Consider the following 17,527-nt stretch of genomic DNA (forward strand, 5'->3'; position numbering starts at 1 on the left):
TGCCAATTCCTGCATTCAGCCGTCATTTGGATCGCCCCTTTTTCTTTAGTATAGCATGGGAACAGATAAATATCCATGATTACTTGTGGGTCAAGTTAAGTCTCTTATCAGGTGATTCCACTTTTCAGAATACCCATAGAAACACGCCACAAGCCCCTATTTCGCATTTTAACGGCATAGACAGTATTTCTATCATGTAAGGCAGTACAAGCCCGATATGAGGCAGATAGAGGGGTATAGGGGACATAGTAGTTATTTCTGTAATTCCGGCTTTTGGTTATTAAATGAACTTTTTTTTATAAATTCCTTTATTGCCTGATTTATTACATAATTTACAGAACGGTCATTCTCTTTTGCTATGTCTTCCAAAATTGCTTTATCGTTTTTTTCTATCACTAAAGACATTCTTTGTTTTGAATCAGAGATTGCCATATAATCACCGCCTTTTCTTTTTGAATTTATATTATCATAACATAACGGAAAAATCAAGGTGATTCATACTTGACACAACTGTTATAGCATGATATAGTTGTATAATGGTTGTGCAACCTATGCGCAATCAAAGCATATCTATCACTTTTCTTGTGATAAATACACTTCTTATCTGGCTATCTGACAGCCAAACAAAAAATATGGGAGGTGGTAATCTGCTATCAATGGAAGATATGGCGGCACTGACAGCCGCAGAGGAAAAGCGTCTTGGAGTGAACAGCCCGGAGTTTATGGAGCGACACAACGAGATTATGAAAATGGCTGATGAAATACAGAGCCGCTACAAGAAAAATGCTCCTACCAGTACCACGAATACCGATAGGAGCGAGTAGCCCGATAACATTGCAAAATAGGGTATGTGGGAATTATAACATTTCCCCTGCTCAGAGTAAAGAGAGGAAATGGCAATGAATATTAAAAAATGCACATTTGACGAACTGCCGGACGCTATGCAAATGCACGTTCTGTATTGTGAAAAGATTCCAGTAACAGAGTACCGGCTTGCAATATGGAGTAATAAGGACACCCTCTATTACAACAACCTGAAAGAAAGCGAGGTTAAGCGGTTTGTCACTCTGATAGAAAGTGAAAAAAGAATCCTGAATTATAGGACAGCGGAAAGCATTTACAACAAGTACGGTTTTGCGGTATACAACGAGATTCAGGAAGCGCACAGCGCATATTTGAAAAAAGGACGTGAGAAAGTCGCTGAACAGATAGCGCAGGAGTATTTCCCGATTATTGAAAAAACCATGAATAAGCCGTCAATCCCCTATTGTGATGAACTGCTGAAAGCTATGTCATATTTAGCAGATAAAGGACATTACAAGTTTAAGGAATGGAGTACAGATCAGGCATATATCTACTTTATGGGTTATCTGTTGGGAAGTGGAAAGCTGAAATGGGAGGGGCAGTTATCATGAGATTAAGAGCAAAGAAAAAAGAGGGAATGAACCTTGCAACGGAGATTATTTGGGGCATGAAAAAGCGGCTTATCATTTGCAGGATTGCACTTATCATCTCACTGGCCGGGAATGTGATTCAGGCAGCAGTATGGATTTTCAGGTAACGGATATAAGGGAGTGGGCAGCGGCTTATATGCCTGCCGCCCTATCCCGCATTATAGAAAGGCGGTGCTTATTGTGGCAAGACTGGGAGCAGGCACAAGGAAACGTGCGGACGGCACACTGGAAAAGCGATTTACCATAGATGGCAAGCGGTACAGCATTTACGGAAAGAACGCAAAGGAGATTTCACAGAAAGAGCAGGATGTCAGGAAAAAGATTGAAGCCGGGATATACACGGATAACCGCAACATTACACTGGATGGATATTTTGATGAATGGCTGAACGGAAAGAGAGGGAGCATAAAGGGAAATACCCTTAAATGGTATGCAACATATTACAAAGGGCATATTTCCCCATGCCTGGGGAATGTGAAGCTTCAGAAGATTGAGCGCAGACAGGTATTGTCTTTCCAGAAAGATTTGTCAGAGGGCGAATTGTCTATCAGGACGTGCAACAATATTATGAAAATCCTTAAAATCGTCCTGAAAGATGCGGTAATGGATGAAATCATCATGAAGAATCCGGCAGAGGGCATAAAAGCCTTAAAGGAAGTCAACGCAAAAGCGGCAGAAACTTACCACAGGGCATTGACGGAGCAGGAGCAGAAGGAGTTCATGCAGGAGATGGCAAGTGATTATTATTATGAGTTCGTGGCTTTTCTTCTCTGTACCGGAATGAGATTTGGCGAAGCCGCCGCCCTGACATGGAGTGACATTGACTATAAGCAGAATGTAATCCACGTTACAAAAACAGCCACATACAACGAGGATAACACACGGACTACAGGAACGCCCAAAAGTGAATCTGGCAAAAGGGATATCCCATTGAATGACACTATCAGGGGCATACTGGCAAGGCAGAGGAAGAAGCGGAGCGTTGTTATTCCGATAGACAAGGAAGAAAATAGGGTGTTTGTATCGGTGTATGGCAAGATGGTAGATAATAGCATCGTAAATAAGGCAATCAGAAGCGCACTTGCCCGGTTGGATGGAAAAGGCAAGCCGATAGAGGATTTTACAGTACACGCTTTGAGAGATACATTTGCAACACGGTACATAGAACAGGGCGGCAGTCCGCAGACCTTAAAAACAATCTTAGGGCATAGCAGCCTTGCAATGACAATGGACTTGTACAGCCACGTTTTGCCGAATACCAAACAAAAGGAAATGGACAATCTGAAAATAGTTTTATAGCAGAGGGGCGGCATTGTGACCGCCCTTTTCGTTACCCCACAAATACCCCAATTCTTACCCCTAATTCCAATAATCAATACATGGATAAAGACAAAATATGATAAGCAATAAAGGCATGAATAATGTTGGACAATCATTGTAAAATCAGCACTTAGAGAGGATAACAACAAATAAAGATAAAAAGTGATAAAACCTATGCTTATGTACATGATGAACACATGGAGGGAGAAACGGCGCCGCTTCTGGAGCGTATTTCTTCCTATGAAAAAGAGTATGGGATCAGCGCTTATTCCATTTACCAGCTTGACTTATCGGACAATACAGACAACCTGCGTTTTATGTCCCTGGACTGGCTGGAAAGCAGGGGGCTTTCCGTGGACCGGGACAATTACCGGATGGTTTATGCCATGCAGCGGGAACCAGGCGAAACGCTGGAGGATATTTACCGGCGGTTCAATATGGACCACCCGGAAGATTTTAAGGGCCATTCCCTTTCCGTTTCTGATGTGGTAGTCCTGCATGGGAATGGTGCGGATGCCGCCTGGTACGTGGACAGTATCGGCTTTAAGGAGCTGCCTGATTTTTTCGGCGCAGGAACACCGGAGGCAAAGCGGGATGTTTCCGTGCGGGAACAGCTTGACAACGCAAGGAAACAGGCGGCACAGACGGAGCCGAAAGCGCCGGATAAAAAGCCCAGGGAACCGGAAAGGAGTTGATGGCTTATGCTGATGGCAGTTGAAGGCCCGTATGCGCTGATGGTGCAGCCGGACGACATTTTAATCTCTCCCCGTGAGGTAGATGAACATTTTGGGACAATGGCCTGCTTCCATTCCCGCTATGCGCTGGGTGACAGCCACAATTACATGGATAAAGACGATTTCCTGCGGGAGATGTATTTAGATACCGTGGGGCATGATGAAGCGGGGCTGAAACGCTATGAACACATGGTAAACATTGTGAGCAGCCGGTTCCGGCACGGGCCAAAGACGGAGGAACGGGCGGTTGATGACGCCATGCTTAAGGTGATCTCCGAAAAATACATTACGCTCCCCCTCTATCTGATGGACCACAGCGGCCTTGCCATGCAGACCACGAGTTTCAATGACCCCTGGGACAGCGGGCAGGTCGGATGGATTTATGTTTCCAAAGAGGATGCTCTAAAGGAGTTTGGCGGCGAAAAAATGACCGGCGCCATTCGGAAAAAGGCGGAGGATCTGATGCGCAGCGAAGTGGCCGCTTATGATTCCTACCTGCGGGGCGAGTGCTACGGCTTTGAACTTTACAAAAACGGCGAGCTGTCGGATAGCTGCTGGGGCTTCATGGGTGACCTGGACGATGCCTGTAAAGATATGGCTGAATATCTCCCGGAGGGCTGTAAGGATATGGTGACGCACCTGGAGGAACACAATCAGCCGGCGACCATCATCAAGACGCTCCTGAAACATGCGAAGATCCAGGTGGACCAGGCGGCAAAAGCCTTTGAACGCTCACCCCGCCAACAGGTGATCGGGGACGCCCGGTAAAGCAGTTATTCCCCATTTGTAACTACAGATTTGATTTTATCAGGAAGGAGGATGCTTATGCAGGAAGATCTGGAACAGCGGACCGTTTCGGTTTCCATTCAGGCGGCAAAACTGTCCGGGCGGGTGCTACGGTCTGCGGTTGCCGCCGTGTTAAGGAAGATGGAGCAGGAACGCACCACCCCGAAAGTCGGCAGGAACAGCATGAAGCGGCTTTCCGGAAGGGACGGCGGGGCCAACACCATTGAAGTAACCGGCCGGATTCGCTCTTTTGAGCGCATAGCCCGGAAACATGAGGTGCGGTACCATATTGAAAAAGAACTGGGGACTGCTCCCCCGAAGTGGACGGTCTATTTCAAGGCGAACCAGGCGGATGCGCTGACGGCGGCTTTCAAGGAATACACCCAAAGGGACCTTGCCCGCAGCGCCAGGCCGTCGCTTCTTTCCCAGCTTCATAAGTTTAAGGAGCTGGCGCAGGCGCTTGGCCGTGACCGGGTGAAGAATAAGGAACACGGAGGGCCGGAGCGTTGAAAATAGACAAGGACACACTGAAAAAGCAGGTGATCCTCCATCTTCCCTATCTTTTGTTCCTTCTGGTGTTTGCCAAGCTAGGGCAGGCGGTGCGTCTTGCCCCCGGAGCGGACGCCTCGCAGAAAATGTTAGGCCTTGCGGAAGGGTTTTCCCTGGCCTTTCAGAGTATGTGGCCGGGGGCAGGGATTGACTGGCTGGCAGGGCTTTGCGGCGCGGCGGCTGTGAGGATCGCTGTCTATGTGAGGGGAAAAGACGCCAAGAAATACCGGAAGAATGAGGAATACGGCAGCGCCAGGTGGGGGAACAAGTCAGATATTGCCCCCTTTATGGCGCCGAAGCCGGAGAGCAACATCATCCTGACGCAGACCGAAGGGCTGATGCTGGAGGGCAGGACGAAGAACCCAGCCCATGCCAGGAATAAAAACGTGCTGGTTGTGGGTGATAGCGTTATTATAGGACTAAGCTGAACAGCTGACAGAAATCAGGGAGCCGCACAGGTTTAGTCCTTTTAGTAACTGGCGGGGGAAACAACGGCGCCGGGTTCTCCGCCCACATCATCATCCGGGCATCTTCCTTTGCCCAAGGGAAGAGCCTGGTATCTATCAAATCAGGAGGAATTTCCATATGGCAGATAAAAAGACAAGGAACATTAAAGTGTGCAGGCAGCCGGGATATAATCGTAAGCCGGCGCCGGAAATTAAGCTTAGCGGGCAGTGGCTGAAAGAAATAGGGTTTGAAATCGGGTCGCTGATAAAGGTGCAGTGCGAGGACGGGAAGCTGGTCATCCTGTTGGATAAGGCCAGGGAGGAAGAGCTGGAAGCGGAGAGGGCTTTCATGGAGGCGGAGACAAGGAAGCTGAAAATGCGTTTTGAGGCGGAGAAAGAGGATATCCGCGCAAGGTTTGTGGCAGAGCGGCGAGCACAGTATGGAGCATAAGAGAGGAGAAGAAAATATGGGAAAGATCATAATATTAGGTTCGGAGAAGGGCGGCGTGGCGAAGACCACATCAACGTTCAATCTCGCATATGCGCTGGCAAAGGAAGGGAAGAAGGTTCTGACTGTTGATTTTGACAGCCAGGCGAACCTCTCCACCTGCTTCGGGATTGAGGACACGGCGGCAGTGCCGGTGACAGTCGGGCATCTAATGATGCACAGGATTGAGGACGAAGAACTTCCCGATGCATCGGAGTATATCCAGAGCAGGAACGGCGTGGATTTTATCCCCTCATCCATCATGCTGTCCGTGGTGGAAGCAAAGCTGAGGCTGGAGATGGGGGCGGAGCGGATGCTGTCCGGGATTCTGGAGCCTTTGAAGGAAAGATATGATTACATACTGGTGGATACCTGCCCTTCGCTGGGGAGCCTGACCATCAACGCGCTTTCGGCGGCGGACGGCGTGATCATCACCGTCAATCCCCAGCTCCTGGCGATGATGGGGCTACAGGATTTCCTGAAAACGGTAGGCAAGATCAGGAGCCGCATCAACCCCGCCCTGCAGGTGGAGGGCATCCTGCTGACCATGTGCGATGCGAGGACGAACCTCTGCAAGGTCATCACGGAGCAGGTGTCAGAGACATTCCAGGGGCAGATACGGATATTTGGGAGCAGGATACCGAGCACCGTCAAGGTGGGGGAGTCCGTCTATTACAGCAAGCCGCTTTTGGAGTATGCGCCGGAGAGCGGGGCGTGTGCGGCATACCAGGACCTGGCGAAGGAGGTGATCGCGGATGAAGGCTAATGCACCGAAAAGGAAAGTGTTCAATGATGCAGTGGACATGCTGACAGGCGGGGAGCCTGCGGCAGCGGGGAAGGGAGTGCAGATGCTCCCGGTGGAGAGCATAAAGCCGTTCCATAACCATCCGTTCCATCTGTACGAAGGGGAGCGGCTGGACGACATGGTGGAGAGCGTCCGGGAGCATGGCGTCCTGGTCCCGGCCATTGTCCGCACGGCTCCCGGGGGATATGAGATGCTGGCAGGGCATAACCGTCTGAATGCGGCCAGGCTTGCGGGGCTTAAGGAGATACCGGCCATTGTGAAAGAGGGGCTGCCGGATGCAGAGGCGTATGTGTATGTGATAGAGACCAACATGCTCCAGCGCTCCTTCAATGACCTGAGCATATCGGAACGAATCGCGGTCCTGGCGGAGCGCTATGACAAGGTCTGCGGCACGAAGAAGCGGGAGGAGATACTGACGGAGCTGCAGGCGCTTAATGGGGGCGGTGGACATGATGTCCACCAGCAGGCGAAGAGCCGGGAGCTTTTGGGGAAGGAGCTGGGGCTGACCGGGCGGCATGTCGCAAGGTATGTCCGTTGCAAGGAGCTCATCCCGGAGTTCAAGGACATGCTGGATGACGGGAGCCTGACCATGGTGTCGGCAGTGGAGTTGTCCTACCTGCCGGAGGAGGAGCAGGCGGCGGTGAAGAAGGTCATGGACCAGAGCTGCATCCGGCTGAAAGCGGACAAGGCGGGCGAGCTGCGGAAAGCGGTGGGGAGCCTGTCGGAAGGGAAGGCACAGGAGATCCTGGGCGTTGACCGGCCGGTGAAAACGGATGCGGAGAAGCCGGTGAGCGTGAAGCTGCCCGCGAAGCTGTACAGCAGGTATTTCACCAATGTGGCGGCGAAGGACGTGCAGGGCATCCTGGAGGCGGCACTGGAGCAGTATTTTGAGGGGAAGGGGGCATGAGGATGGTCGCGGTCATACGGTATTACAATGTGAGGTTCTATCTGCTGCTTAAGGATGAAAGGGAGCGCAGGTGGTTCTCCTTCCTGGAAGAGAGGATCATGGCCGGGGAGCGGATGGTGATGAAGGATATTTACGGATGGTGCGCCAGCCATGGGGTGCGGTACTGTACGAGGTTCTGCTACAGGCGGGACTTCCCGGTCACGGCTAACCTCTGGAATTTCTATTCCTACCTGAGGGGGAAGATTGACATGGGGCGCGCTGGAAGGGAGGCTGCGGATGTTTAGCACGGAGGAGCTGGAGTCCCTGGACCGTTCGTATTTTTCGGTCATCTGCGCGGATGCGTATGACGTTACCATCATGTCGAAGAATACCGGGCATGTCTGGTATATCCATAACCCGGAGTATCCGGAGCCGGGCAACTGCATCATATTCCACAAGCACCGGGCATCCCACCCATACCACAGGCACGGCCGGGCGGGGAGCCTGCGGCAGGCGGTGAAGAGCATACAGGGGCATGACAGGTATCAGATTGAGGTGAGGGAGGGCAGAGCCTGCGGCGGACGGAAAGAGGCCAGTAGGGCAAATGGAAAGGCGCGTTGAGCGGCGTGGATAAGGCACAGGGGTTCTACTATCCTGTGTCTTTTGAAGTTTATTCTGATAAATTTTATAAATTGGAGTAATTGGATATGAGTCGGATTTATACAGCACAAACGTGGATAATAATTCAATTATAAATATAGACTTGACAAATAATCCAGTAAGTGGTATTTTTGTGGAGAAAGGTGGTGCGAGCATGGGGAAAATGGAGTTCGATAAGAGAAGATGTATGTCCGCAATATACGCCATTGCGAAAGAAAAGGGTGTCAAGATAGGGGACCTAGAGAAAGAAGCGAACGTGAGCACGGGGTATCTGTCCAAGCTGAACAAGGAGGAGAACACGTCCTCGCCGAGCATTGAGCTGCTGGTGGCTGTCGCCAGGGTTCTGGGCGTTACCATTGATATGCTGGTCTATTCGGAGTATGAGGGGCTGAGCTCCAACGAGAAGTACATGCTGAAATTTCTGGACAGGCTCATAAAAAAAACGCTGTCTGGGGAATTGCAGTGGGAGAAGGAGACCAAAAAGCAGCTTTTGAATTTAGAATGCGGCTATGACCTGAGTGGTGAGGCGTATGTGCGGCATCCTTTGTTTACGGTAACGGAAACCCCGGCGGGTGGAGAGGGCAAGTTTTATCTGACTCCATGCTACTGCAGCAGGTTTTTTCCGGAAGGGGATACGCTGATTGCGGGAGATGGGTTTCATGCGGCTCTTTCCCCTTCTGATGCGGAGCTGTACATCATGAAGGTGGATAATGAAATAGCAAACATGGAAATAGGATATGACCAGTTTGAAGTCTATCTGGTTAACGGGGGGAGCGTAAAGCCTTTGGGCTGCAGTGATTTTGTATGCGGCGAGATTTCCAGGCAGATACAGAACCTGTATAAAGTGATCGTTGATGCGGATTCCAACCTTGGCATCAATGACGAAGTGAAGGGCATCATTGACCTTTACATGATGGACGGGGACGAGGAACTGCCGTTCAATTAAGGAAGGAGGCACAGTATGTGGCATATACCGATCTATAACCGGAAACTACCGAAGAAGCAGAGGGTCTTTGACGTGGAAGCTGACGAGAAGGGCGTGATCCACAGGTATTTCACCCAGAACATAAAGGGGAGCGCCTTTGTGGATTCAGAGGACGTACAGAAGCAGATAAATGAGTTTTTGGAAAAGAATGCAGTAGGGTAAGAGCTACCGAGCAACCGGATCCGATATACTGAGTTACCGACCGCCGGAGCCATGATCCTGACAGCAGAGAGAGTATTTTTGTACTCTCCCTGTTTCAGGGTATGGCTCCGGCTTTTTTTGTTTCCAAGGAAAGAGCCTGGTTACGGATCAGGGCGGATATCGGATGATGTCCGTCCTGATGGGTATCCAGGGAGGTACCCGGGATAAAAAATTCATACCGGCCGCATGTGCGCAGTGGGGCGGGATACGACATACCGGGCTTCTTGCAGCCGCGATAAAGGCGGCTGTGGGAAGCCGGATGCAGGCATCCCTGCTTTCCTGCGCTCTTTTTGTGCTGTGCTGCGGATGCCATGGCCTGGATCATGGGCCTGTCCTGCCTTTGCTGCCTCTTGGCCGGGGAAGGAGGCAGGACATGAAGATGAGGTTCAGGAAGACGCCCATGAGCCGGAGGGTCAGCTATTGCTATGAGTCCGTGACGGGGGAGAAGTTCCGCATCAGCGCGGAAGAGTACAGGGCGGAGACGGTCAGCCTGCTGCACCGGATGGATGACAGCGAGGTCAGGAACAACCTGAGTACAGGGAAGCCGGGCATCCAGAAATGGCAGGAGGAGGCGGCCAGGCAGTGGAGGGAGCGGCATCCGGATGAGGAGCCGCCGAAGAACTGGGTGCTGTCGCTGGACAGCCTTACGGGGGAGGACGGCAGCGGCATGGCGGATGACAGCCGGTATATGAAGGAGGCAGTGGACAGGGCGGCGCAGGAAGAGGCAGACCCGCTGAAGGAACTCCTGCATGAGTGCGTGGAGGAAATGGATGGGGATTCGCAGAGGCTTTACCAGAGGTATTACATGGAGGATGCCGCCCAGGCGGAGATTGCGAAGGAGTTCGGGATCTCCCAGATGGCGGTCAGCAAGAGGCTGAAAAAGCTGGAAGCCGCCCTGAAAAAGGAATGCCTGAAAAAACTTGAAAAAAAATTCTGAAATGGTTTTAAAAGCACTGCTTTCCGCGGACTGGGGTGTGGGGGGAAGGAGATTCCCACAGAAAGAGAGGTAATGGCGATGGCATTAAAGCACAAGGTCGTCATCAATGTTTCGGATTCCGGCGGCAGGAAGAGGAACGTGCTGAAGGGCGCGGACATGAAGCTCCCGGCAAGGCTTGTGAGGTTCCTGTTCGGGGATTTCACCCAGGTGTACCTTTTAGCGCCGGGGCAGACCGTGGAATCGGTTGACATCAAGGAAGTCAGGGAAGGAGGGTGTGCGGCATGTCAAAGATGAGTGAACTGGACAGGGTGCTCCGGGAACTGAAAAAGTGCGGGGAGAGCCTGGTGTGCATCGCAGAGGAACTGGCAGAGGTTCTGTCCGGTTCAGGCGAAAAGAAGGAAGCCGTGGAGAAGCCGGGGAAGAAGGAATCTGCGGGGAAAACGTCCGGACCGGAGAAGCAGTATTCCCTCACGGAAGTCAGGGCGCTCCTGGCGGAGAAGTCCAGGGCGGGCTTCACGGCGGAGGTCAGGGAGCTGCTTGCAAAGCATGGGGCGGATAAGCTGTCCGGGATCGACCCTTCGGAGTATGCGGCCCTGGTTGCGGACGTGGAGGTGCTGTGATGGGTAGGCACGCTTTATTGTCTGCGTCTTCCAGCCACCGGTGGCTTGCCTGCCCGCCGTCGGCAAGGCTCTGCGAGGGTTATGAGGACACGGGCAGCGAATACGCACAGCAGGGCACGGATGCCCACAGCCTCTGCGAGCACAAACTGAAAGCCCTGCTGGGCATGGAGACCACAGACCCGACAGAGGGGCTTTCCTTCTATGACGAGGAGATGGAGGAATGCGCCTGCGGGTATGCGGAGTATGTCCTTTCGCTGGTGGAGGAGGCGAAGAAAGCCTGCAGGGACCCGGCGGTGCTGGTCGAGCAGCGGCTGGACTTCTCCCGGTATGTGGAGGAGGGGTTCGGCACCGGGGACTGCCTGGTCATCGCGGACGGGACGCTGTACGTCATCGACTACAAGCACGGCACGGGCGTGGAGGTCTCCGCGGAGGGGAACCCCCAGATGATGCTGTACGCACTGGGCGCGCTGGAGCTGTTTGACGGCATCTATGACATTGATTCCGTGCGCATGGCGATCTATCAGCCGCGCCGGGAGAACGTGAGCGTGTGGGCCATGGCGAAGGAGGACCTTCTGCGGTGGGCGGAGGGCGAGCTCAAGGAAAGGGCGGCGCTGGCCTATGCAGGTGAGGGTGAGTTCCGAGCCGGGGAGCACTGCCGTTTCTGCCGTGCGAAGGCGGTCTGCAGGAAGCGGGCGGAGTACAACCTGGAGCTTGCGAAGTACGATTTTGAGATGCCCGCAACGCTGGAGGAAGACGAGATCGCGGCGATCCTCGTGAAAGCGGATGAGCTGGCGGCATGGGCGGCGGATGTGAAGGAGTTCGCACTGCAGCAGGCGCTCTCTGGAGTGAAGTATGCCGGGTTCAAGGTTGTGGCCGGAAGGTCAAACAGGAAGTACACGGATGAAAAGGCGGTGGCTGATACCGTATCGAAAGCGGGATATGACCCGTATGAGCCGAAGCTGTTAGGCATCACGGCCATGGAGAAGCTGCTGGGCAGGAAGAAATTTGCGGAGATATTGAAAGGGCTTGTGGAGAAGCCGCAGGGCAAGCCGGCCCTGGTGCCTGAGAGCGACAAGAGGCCGGAACTGAACACAGCGCAGGAAGATTTCAAGGAAGATTAGGAGGAAAACCATATGTCAAACACAGTCAACAATCCAACAAAAGTGATTACTGGACCTGATACCCGGTGGAGCTACTGCAACGCATGGGAAGCAAAATCAATCAATGGAGGCACGCCTAAGTTCTCCGTGTCGCTCATCATCCCGAAGTCGGATAAGAAGACCATTGCGAAGATCGAGGCGGCGATTGAGGCGGCATACCGTGAGGGCGAGGCGAAACTGAAAGGAAACGGCAGGAGCGTCCCGGCGCTTTCCGTCTTGAAGACCCCGCTGCGTGACGGGGATACGGAGCGCCCGGATGATGAAGCCTATGCGGATTCCTATTTTGTCAATGCCAACAGCTCCACGGCTCCCGGTATCGTGGATGCAGACCGCCAGCCGATCCTTGACCATTCCGAGGTGTACAGCGGCGTATATGGCAGGGCGAGCATCAATTTCTATGCTTTCAATTCCAACGGAAATAAAGGGATCGCCTGCGGGCTGAACAACCTGCAGAAGCTCCGTGACGGGGAGCCGCTGGGCGGCAGGTCACGTGCGGAGGATGACTTTGCGGACGGAGACGGGGATGATGAGGATTTCCTGTCATGACCAGATAAACAGAAATATGGCCGCCGGGTGGCGGGGAACGGGCATCTGCCTTTTCCCTGCTGCCCTTAAGGCGGTGAAAGGAGCTGGTGGGAATGGAGTCTATCAATATTGACATAGAGTCGTTTTCGTCTGTGGATTTATCCAAATGCGGCGTTTACCGGTATGCCTCATCCCCGGATTTTGACATCCTTCTGTTCGGATACAGCGTGGATGGTGGGGATGTGCATGTGGTTGACTTATGCCAGGGGGAGGAAATCCCAGCGGATATCGTGGCGGCGCTTTCGGATGATTCTGTCATCAAGTGGAGCTACAATAACAATTTCGAGCGTGTTTCGCTGTCAAATTATTTCGGCACATGGTTTGAGCCTGGGAGCTGGCGCTGCACGATGGTGTGGGCGGCTTATCTTGGCCTTCCGCGGTCATTGGAGGATGTAGGCGCGGTGCTTGGGCTGGAGAAGCAGAAGCTGTCTGAGGGGAAAGACCTGATCCGGTATTTCTGTGTCCCTTGCAAGCAGACCAAAGCAAACGGCGGCCGGACGCGGAACCTGCCGGGGCATGACAGGGAGAAGTGGGAGCGGTTCAAAGCCTATAACCTGCGTGATGTGGAGGCGGAGATGCAGATACAGCAGAGGCTTTCCAGATACCCTGTGCCGGATTTTGTGTGGGAGGAATACCAGCAGGACCAGGAGATAAATGACCGGGGCATCGGTGTGGATATGGAGATGGTCAGGAATGCGATTGCCATAGACGGGCGTTCCAAGGCGGAACTGTCGGCGGCAATGAAGGAACTGACAGGACTGGAGAACCCAAATTCCGTTCAGCAGATGAAACAGTGGCTTTCGGAGAATGGGGTGGAAACGGATTCCCTTGATAAAAAGGCTGTAGCGGAGCTGATGAAAGATGCGGAGGAGCCTTTGCGGAAGGTTTTGGCACTCCGGCAGCAGCTGGCCAAATCTTCTGTAAAGAAATACCAGGCGATGGAGAACGCGGTGTGTGCGGACAGCCGTGCGCACGGGATGTTTGCCTTCTATGGTGCCAACAGGACGGGGCGGTTCTCTGGGCGCATCATCCAGCTGCAAAACCTGTATAAAAACACAATGCCTGATTTGGCGCAGGCGAGGGAGCTTGTGAGGTGCGGTGATTTTGAAGCACTGGAAATTTTATATGATTCCGTGCCGGAGGTGCTTTCGGAACTTATCCGCACGGCTTTTGTGCCGCAGGACGGCAGGAAGTTCATTGTGGCGGATTTTTCAGCGATTGAGGCGAGGGTGCTTGCATGGATCGCCGGGGAGCGGTGGCGGCTGAAAGTGTTCGAGGGCGGCGGTGACATTTACTGCGCATCGGCAAGCCAGATGTTCCATGTCCCGGTGGAGAAGCGCGGCGTGAACGGGCATCTGCGGCAGAAGGGGAAGATAGCGGAGCTGGCCCTTGGATACGGCGGGTCGGTAGGCGCGCTGATCTCCATGGGCGCGCTGGAGATGGGGCTTGCGGAGGAAGAGCTGCAGCCGCTGGTGTCGGCGTGGAGGGATTCCAACCCATGCATCACGGAGTTCTGGTGGGCGGTTGACCGTGCCGTGAAGGAATGCATCAAAATGAGGGCGGGGACGGAGACGCACGGCATCCGCTTTGATTACCAGGGAGGGATGCTGTTCATCACGCTTTTTTCCGGGAGGCGGCTTGCCTATGTGAAGCCAAGGATCGGGGAGAACCAGTTCGGCGGGGAGTCCGTCACATACATGGGCGTGGGCGGCACGAAGAAGTGGGAGCGGCTGGAAAGCTACGGTCCTAAATTCGTGGAGAACATCGTGCAGGCAGTCAGCCGGGATATCCTGTGCTATGCCATGAGGACTTTGCGGAACTGTTCGATTGTGGCCCATGTGCATGATGAGGTCATCATTGAGGCGGACAGGAGGATGTCCCTTCCTGCGGTTTGTGAACAGATGGGCAGGACGCCGCCCTGGGCCAAAGGGCTGCTGCTGCGGGCGGATGGATATGAGTGTGATTTTTACCAGAAAGATTAGGCGGGGACGCATGGGATGTCAGATTGATTTCAGGAGGAAGAGAAGATGAGCAAGGCGGAAATGCAGAGGTGCAGGATGCATGGGGACTGTTTCGCAAACAGGGGCGGCGTCTGTACCTGCTTGAAGGACAATGACTTTGGCGGGAGGGACTGCCCGTTTTACAAGCCTGCGGATACGGTCCGGAAAGAACAGCGCAGGCGGAATGGAGGTATGGTTCATGGGGATCGGAAGGTATAACAGCGAGGGGTATCCTGACCCCACGACTTATGAGGCATTGAAAGGGATCAGCAGGGAGGAGATGGCCGGGAAGCGGGCATACAGGCCGCTTGTCTATATATGTTCCCCGTTTGCCGGGGATATGGAGGGGAATGTGCAGAAGGCCAGGCGGTACAGCAGGTTTGCGGTGGGGAACGGCGCGATCCCTGTTGCGCCGCATCTGCTGTTCCCGCAGTTCCTGGATGACAGGAAGCCTGCGGAGCGGGCGGTCGGCATATTCGCGGGGCTGGTGCTCCTGGGGAAGTGCGACCAGCTGTGGGTGTTCGGCAGCACCATATCCACGGGGATGGCGGCGGAGATTGAGAAAGCGGAGAAACGGGATATGGTCATCCGTTATTTCACGGAGGACTGCGAGGAGGTGTGAAGGGCATGAGGATGACATTTTACACGGCGAACTGCAAGGGGAACGCGAAGAACAGCCTGTATCCCAACAGGCGGGTCATTGACAATGAGGATGACTGCATGGAGGTGGTGGCGTTTGACCATGTGTGCGCGGAGTTTCGGAACTGCCGCAGGAGCGGGGATAATTTCCTCTCCTGCGATGTGGATGTGATGGACTGTGACAACAGCCATTCTGACAACCCGGAGGACTGGATTCATCCGGAATACCTGGAAGAAAAGGTCGGGGCAGATGTGGCGTTTGCCGTGGTGCCGAGCCGGAACAACATGAAGCCGAAGGAGGGGAAGTCTGCAAGGCCCAGGTTCCATGTATATTTTCCGCATGACCCGGTGACTGACGGGGAGGCGTGTGCGGCATTGAAGAAGGCCATACAGCAGAAATTCCCGTTCTTTGACGCCAAGGCGCTGGACTCTGCCCGTTTCATTTTCGGGCATCCGGCAGATTCCATCCTCTGGCATGAGGGCGAGATCACCATTGACTGCATCGTGAAGCCGCAGGGCGGCAGGGAGATACCCCAGGGGCAGAGGAACGCCACCATGTCCCATTTTGCGGGGCGTGTGGTGAAACGGTACGGGGCAACGGAAAAGGCGCATGAAATCTTCATGGAAGAGGCGGGAAAGTGCAATCCGCCTCTGGAGGATGCGGAGCTTGCCATGATCTGGCAGAGCGCCTGCCGGTTTGCGGAAAAGGTGCAGGGGCAGGAGGGCTATGTCGCCCCGGATGCGTACAATGACGAGTTCGGGAGGGAGTCCTTAAAGCCGGGCGATTATTCCGACATCGGGCAGGCGAAGGTGCTGACCAGGGAGTACGGAGTGGAGCTGCGCTATACGGCGGCTACGGATTACCTGCGTTTCTGCGGGCAGTATTGGGTGGAGTCGAAGCAGCAGGCGGTGGGAGCGGCGGAGGAGTTCCTTGACCTGCAGCTTGCGGATGCGAAGGATGAGATCGCCCGGACGAAACAGGCGCTCATGGATACCGGCATATCGGAGGAGGCCATCACCTCCGGCGGCAAGTCGCTGGAGAAGAAAATAAGCGGCGGGCAGATGGACGCCTACCTTGCGTATATGTCCGCCCAGGCGTATAAGGCGTTCGTGATGAAGCGGCGGGACATGAAGTATGTGGTTTCCGCACTGCAGGCGGCGAAGCCTATGCTGGAGATCAGCGTGTCTGACCTGGATAAAGACGGGTTCCTTCTGAACACGCCGGACGGCACCTATTACCTCCCGGACGGGCTGGAGGGGAAGCGTGACCACAGCCCGGAGGACTATATCACAAAAATAACGGCGGCAGCTCCCGGTGACAAGGGGGAGAAGCTGTGGCTGGATTCCCTGGAGACCATTTTCTGCGGTGATGCGGAGCTGGTTGACTATGTGCAGCAGATCGTGGGCATGGCGGCGGTGGGGCGCGTCTATATGGAATCGCTGATCATTGCCTATGGTGAGGGAAGGAACGGGAAGTCCACCTTCTGGAACACGGTTGCCCGTGTGCTTGGGACCTACAGCGGGAATATGTCCGCAGATACCCTCACGGTCGGGTGCAAGCGGAATGTGAAGCCGGAACTTGCAGAGGCGAAGGGGAAGCGGCTTATTATTGCCGCCGAGCTGGAGGAGGGGATGAGGCTGAATACTTCCGTGGTGAAGCAGATGTGTTCCACGGATGAGATTTTTGCGGAGAAAAAGTATAAGGATCCGTTTTCTTTTACGCCGAGCCATACGCTGGTGCTTTATACCAACCACCTGCCAAGGGTGGGCGCGAATGACCCGGGGACATGGCGGCGCCTGATTGTGATTCCTTTCCATGCCAAAATTGAAGGGGCGGGGGATGTGAAGAATTATGCGGATTTCCTTGTGGCGGAGGCGGCACCGGCTGTCATGGCATGGATCATTGAAGGTGCAAAAAAGGCAATCAGCAGGAACTTTCATATCCCCTGTCCTGTATGCGTGGAAGATGCCATCAAAGCGTATAGGGAGGACAATGACTGGCTTGGGCATTTTCTGTGTGAGTGCTGCGAGGCTGATAAGACATACCGGGAGAAGTCCGGCGTGCTGTACCAGGAATACCGCAGTTACTGTATGAGGACGGGTGAGTACACCAGAAGTACGGCAGATTTTTATAACGCGCTGGAGTCTGCCGGCTTTTCCCGGAGGAAGGCAAAGGTCGGCATTATCGTGTATGGGCTGCGGATAAAGGAGGAAGATTTTGAAGGCTGAGAAAGCCCATGTTTTGGGGAAAGGTGCAGGTCGGTGCAGGTCTT

26 protein-coding genes are annotated in these 17,527 nt (G+C 53.8%); 25 read left to right on the forward strand and 1 reads right to left on the reverse strand.

Translation table 11 applies throughout. From position 1 onward, the window contains the following. Positions 1-200, forward strand: a 200-nt coding sequence (locus ACTO17_RS10540; protein WP_482557896.1) for a hypothetical protein, incomplete at its 5' end; no start/stop codon positions are given. A gap of 52 nt (positions 201-252) precedes the next feature. Here ACTO17_RS10540 and ACTO17_RS10545 read toward each other — a convergent pair. Continuing rightward, complete coding sequence (locus ACTO17_RS10545) at positions 253-432, reverse strand: hypothetical protein (protein ID WP_147424683.1); 180 nt, start codon at positions 430-432, stop codon at positions 253-255. A gap of 224 nt (positions 433-656) precedes the next feature. Between ACTO17_RS10545 and ACTO17_RS10550 the strand changes: the two genes are divergently transcribed. The 24 genes from ACTO17_RS10550 to ACTO17_RS10665 all read left to right on the forward strand — a co-directional run bounded on the left by ACTO17_RS10550 (position 657) and on the right by ACTO17_RS10665 (position 17,483). Beyond that, positions 657-824: a hypothetical protein gene (locus ACTO17_RS10550; protein ID WP_482557897.1), complete on the forward strand. Its 168-nt coding sequence runs from the start codon at positions 657-659 to the stop codon at positions 822-824. Positions 825-899: 75 nt separating this feature from the next. After that, positions 900-1,415: a hypothetical protein gene (locus ACTO17_RS10555; protein WP_482557898.1), complete on the forward strand. Its 516-nt coding sequence runs from the start codon at positions 900-902 to the stop codon at positions 1,413-1,415. Next, positions 1,412-1,561, forward strand: coding sequence for a hypothetical protein (locus ACTO17_RS10560; protein WP_482557899.1), 150 nt, complete (start codon positions 1,412-1,414; stop codon positions 1,559-1,561). The genes ACTO17_RS10555 and ACTO17_RS10560 overlap by 4 nt, the downstream gene beginning before the upstream one ends. Positions 1,562-1,634: 73 nt before the next feature. Continuing rightward, positions 1,635-2,753 carry a tyrosine-type recombinase/integrase gene (locus ACTO17_RS10565; protein ID WP_482557900.1) on the forward strand — a complete coding sequence of 373 codons (1,119 nt, stop codon included), beginning with the start codon at positions 1,635-1,637 and terminating at the stop codon, positions 2,751-2,753. A gap of 218 nt (positions 2,754-2,971) precedes the next feature. Continuing rightward, positions 2,972-3,469 carry a YodL domain-containing protein gene (locus tag ACTO17_RS10570; protein ID WP_482557901.1) on the forward strand — a complete coding sequence of 166 codons (498 nt, stop codon included), beginning with the start codon at positions 2,972-2,974 and terminating at the stop codon, positions 3,467-3,469. A gap of 6 nt (positions 3,470-3,475) precedes the next feature. Beyond that, positions 3,476-4,276 (forward strand): hypothetical protein, encoded by an 801-nt coding sequence (locus tag ACTO17_RS10575; RefSeq protein WP_300830966.1) that lies wholly within the window; start codon positions 3,476-3,478, stop codon positions 4,274-4,276. Positions 4,277-4,333: 57 nt separating this feature from the next. Next, a complete protein-coding gene (locus tag ACTO17_RS10580) occupies positions 4,334-4,804 on the forward strand; it encodes a PcfB family protein (RefSeq protein ID WP_300830968.1) in 471 nt (156 codons plus the stop codon). Continuing rightward, entirely contained in the window at positions 4,801-5,271 is a 471-nt protein-coding gene (locus ACTO17_RS10585; protein ID WP_482557902.1) for a hypothetical protein, read from the forward strand. The genes ACTO17_RS10580 and ACTO17_RS10585 overlap by 4 nt, the downstream gene beginning before the upstream one ends. Before the next feature lie 157 nt (positions 5,272-5,428). After that, the gene (locus tag ACTO17_RS10590; protein ID WP_120409407.1) at positions 5,429-5,740 is read left to right on the forward strand and encodes a SymE family type I addiction module toxin; all 312 of its coding nucleotides are present in this window, start codon (positions 5,429-5,431) and stop codon (positions 5,738-5,740) included. Further along, positions 5,730-6,542, forward strand: coding sequence for a ParA family protein (locus ACTO17_RS10595; RefSeq protein ID WP_482557903.1), 813 nt, complete (start codon positions 5,730-5,732; stop codon positions 6,540-6,542). Before ACTO17_RS10590 ends, ACTO17_RS10595 begins: the two co-directional genes overlap by 11 nt. Beyond that, positions 6,532-7,488, forward strand: a complete 957-nt coding sequence (locus ACTO17_RS10600) for a ParB N-terminal domain-containing protein (protein WP_482557904.1) — start codon at positions 6,532-6,534, stop codon at positions 7,486-7,488. Before ACTO17_RS10595 ends, ACTO17_RS10600 begins: the two co-directional genes overlap by 11 nt. Then, positions 7,485-7,772, forward strand: coding sequence for a hypothetical protein (locus ACTO17_RS10605; protein WP_160280981.1), 288 nt, complete (start codon positions 7,485-7,487; stop codon positions 7,770-7,772). The genes ACTO17_RS10600 and ACTO17_RS10605 overlap by 4 nt, the downstream gene beginning before the upstream one ends. After that, positions 7,765-8,088, forward strand: coding sequence for a hypothetical protein (locus tag ACTO17_RS10610; RefSeq protein ID WP_482557905.1), 324 nt, complete (start codon positions 7,765-7,767; stop codon positions 8,086-8,088). The genes ACTO17_RS10605 and ACTO17_RS10610 overlap by 8 nt, the downstream gene beginning before the upstream one ends. 193 nt (positions 8,089-8,281) lie before the next feature. Then, complete coding sequence (locus ACTO17_RS10615) at positions 8,282-9,073, forward strand: helix-turn-helix domain-containing protein (RefSeq protein ID WP_160280983.1); 792 nt, start codon at positions 8,282-8,284, stop codon at positions 9,071-9,073. 15 nt (positions 9,074-9,088) lie between these two features. Next, complete coding sequence (locus ACTO17_RS10620; protein ID WP_160280984.1) at positions 9,089-9,274, forward strand: hypothetical protein; 186 nt, start codon at positions 9,089-9,091, stop codon at positions 9,272-9,274. A 163-nt stretch (positions 9,275-9,437) separates the two neighbouring features. Beyond that, positions 9,438-10,250: a sigma-70 family RNA polymerase sigma factor gene (locus ACTO17_RS10625; RefSeq protein ID WP_482557906.1), complete on the forward strand. Its 813-nt coding sequence runs from the start codon at positions 9,438-9,440 to the stop codon at positions 10,248-10,250. Between the two features lie 72 nt (positions 10,251-10,322). After that, the gene (locus ACTO17_RS10630; RefSeq protein ID WP_482557907.1) at positions 10,323-10,544 is read left to right on the forward strand and encodes a hypothetical protein; all 222 of its coding nucleotides are present in this window, start codon (positions 10,323-10,325) and stop codon (positions 10,542-10,544) included. Next, a complete protein-coding gene (locus ACTO17_RS10635) occupies positions 10,532-10,870 on the forward strand; it encodes a DNA ligase (RefSeq protein WP_302595728.1) in 339 nt (112 codons plus the stop codon). The genes ACTO17_RS10630 and ACTO17_RS10635 overlap by 13 nt, the downstream gene beginning before the upstream one ends. Beyond that, positions 10,870-11,991, forward strand: a complete 1,122-nt coding sequence (locus ACTO17_RS10640) for a DUF2800 domain-containing protein (protein WP_482557908.1) — start codon at positions 10,870-10,872, stop codon at positions 11,989-11,991. The genes ACTO17_RS10635 and ACTO17_RS10640 overlap by 1 nt, the downstream gene beginning before the upstream one ends. A gap of 12 nt (positions 11,992-12,003) precedes the next feature. Further along, positions 12,004-12,576: a DUF2815 family protein gene (locus ACTO17_RS10645; protein WP_160280989.1), complete on the forward strand. Its 573-nt coding sequence runs from the start codon at positions 12,004-12,006 to the stop codon at positions 12,574-12,576. Between the two features lie 92 nt (positions 12,577-12,668). Further along, complete coding sequence (locus tag ACTO17_RS10650) at positions 12,669-14,597, forward strand: DNA polymerase (RefSeq protein ID WP_482557909.1); 1,929 nt, start codon at positions 12,669-12,671, stop codon at positions 14,595-14,597. A 45-nt stretch (positions 14,598-14,642) separates the two neighbouring features. Continuing rightward, the gene (locus tag ACTO17_RS10655) at positions 14,643-14,834 is read left to right on the forward strand and encodes a hypothetical protein (RefSeq protein ID WP_160280991.1); all 192 of its coding nucleotides are present in this window, start codon (positions 14,643-14,645) and stop codon (positions 14,832-14,834) included. Next, on the forward strand, positions 14,815-15,237 hold the full coding sequence (locus ACTO17_RS10660; RefSeq protein WP_482557910.1) for a DUF7768 domain-containing protein: 423 nt from the start codon (positions 14,815-14,817) through the stop codon (positions 15,235-15,237). The genes ACTO17_RS10655 and ACTO17_RS10660 overlap by 20 nt, the downstream gene beginning before the upstream one ends. 5 nt (positions 15,238-15,242) lie before the next feature. Further along, positions 15,243-17,483: a phage/plasmid primase, P4 family gene (locus tag ACTO17_RS10665; RefSeq protein ID WP_482557911.1), complete on the forward strand. Its 2,241-nt coding sequence runs from the start codon at positions 15,243-15,245 to the stop codon at positions 17,481-17,483. Positions 17,484-17,527 lie beyond the last annotated feature (44 nt).

The organism is Petralouisia sp. (assembly GCF_056822245.1).

Coding starts and splice junctions, on each gene's coding strand:
- ACTO17_RS10560 (WP_482557899.1), top strand. CDS start 1,412: ATGAGATTAAGAGCAAAGAAAAAAGAGGGAATGAACCTTGCAACGGAG.
- ACTO17_RS10610 (WP_482557905.1), top strand. CDS start 7,765: ATGTTTAGCACGGAGGAGCTGGAGTCCCTGGACCGTTCGTATTTTTCG.
- ACTO17_RS10655 (WP_160280991.1), top strand. CDS start 14,643: ATGAGCAAGGCGGAAATGCAGAGGTGCAGGATGCATGGGGACTGTTTC.
- ACTO17_RS10570 (WP_482557901.1), top strand. CDS start 2,972: ATGGAGGGAGAAACGGCGCCGCTTCTGGAGCGTATTTCTTCCTATGAA.
- ACTO17_RS10650 (WP_482557909.1), top strand. CDS start 12,669: ATGGAGTCTATCAATATTGACATAGAGTCGTTTTCGTCTGTGGATTTA.
- ACTO17_RS10625 (WP_482557906.1), top strand. CDS start 9,438: ATGATGTCCGTCCTGATGGGTATCCAGGGAGGTACCCGGGATAAAAAA.
- ACTO17_RS10590 (WP_120409407.1), top strand. CDS start 5,429: ATGGCAGATAAAAAGACAAGGAACATTAAAGTGTGCAGGCAGCCGGGA.
- ACTO17_RS10620 (WP_160280984.1), top strand. CDS start 9,089: ATGTGGCATATACCGATCTATAACCGGAAACTACCGAAGAAGCAGAGG.
- ACTO17_RS10550 (WP_482557897.1), top strand. CDS start 657: ATGGAAGATATGGCGGCACTGACAGCCGCAGAGGAAAAGCGTCTTGGA.
- ACTO17_RS10660 (WP_482557910.1), top strand. CDS start 14,815: ATGGGGATCGGAAGGTATAACAGCGAGGGGTATCCTGACCCCACGACT.
- ACTO17_RS10600 (WP_482557904.1), top strand. CDS start 6,532: ATGAAGGCTAATGCACCGAAAAGGAAAGTGTTCAATGATGCAGTGGAC.
- ACTO17_RS10665 (WP_482557911.1), top strand. CDS start 15,243: ATGAGGATGACATTTTACACGGCGAACTGCAAGGGGAACGCGAAGAAC.
- ACTO17_RS10605 (WP_160280981.1), top strand. CDS start 7,485: ATGAGGATGGTCGCGGTCATACGGTATTACAATGTGAGGTTCTATCTG.
- ACTO17_RS10580 (WP_300830968.1), top strand. CDS start 4,334: ATGCAGGAAGATCTGGAACAGCGGACCGTTTCGGTTTCCATTCAGGCG.
- ACTO17_RS10595 (WP_482557903.1), top strand. CDS start 5,730: ATGGAGCATAAGAGAGGAGAAGAAAATATGGGAAAGATCATAATATTA.
- ACTO17_RS10635 (WP_302595728.1), top strand. CDS start 10,532: ATGTCAAAGATGAGTGAACTGGACAGGGTGCTCCGGGAACTGAAAAAG.
- ACTO17_RS10645 (WP_160280989.1), top strand. CDS start 12,004: ATGTCAAACACAGTCAACAATCCAACAAAAGTGATTACTGGACCTGAT.
- ACTO17_RS10555 (WP_482557898.1), top strand. CDS start 900: ATGAATATTAAAAAATGCACATTTGACGAACTGCCGGACGCTATGCAA.
- ACTO17_RS10545 (WP_147424683.1), bottom strand. CDS start 432: ATGGCAATCTCTGATTCAAAACAAAGAATGTCTTTAGTGATAGAAAAA.
- ACTO17_RS10630 (WP_482557907.1), top strand. CDS start 10,323: ATGGCGATGGCATTAAAGCACAAGGTCGTCATCAATGTTTCGGATTCC.
- ACTO17_RS10640 (WP_482557908.1), top strand. CDS start 10,870: ATGGGTAGGCACGCTTTATTGTCTGCGTCTTCCAGCCACCGGTGGCTT.
- ACTO17_RS10615 (WP_160280983.1), top strand. CDS start 8,282: ATGGGGAAAATGGAGTTCGATAAGAGAAGATGTATGTCCGCAATATAC.
- ACTO17_RS10575 (WP_300830966.1), top strand. CDS start 3,476: ATGCTGATGGCAGTTGAAGGCCCGTATGCGCTGATGGTGCAGCCGGAC.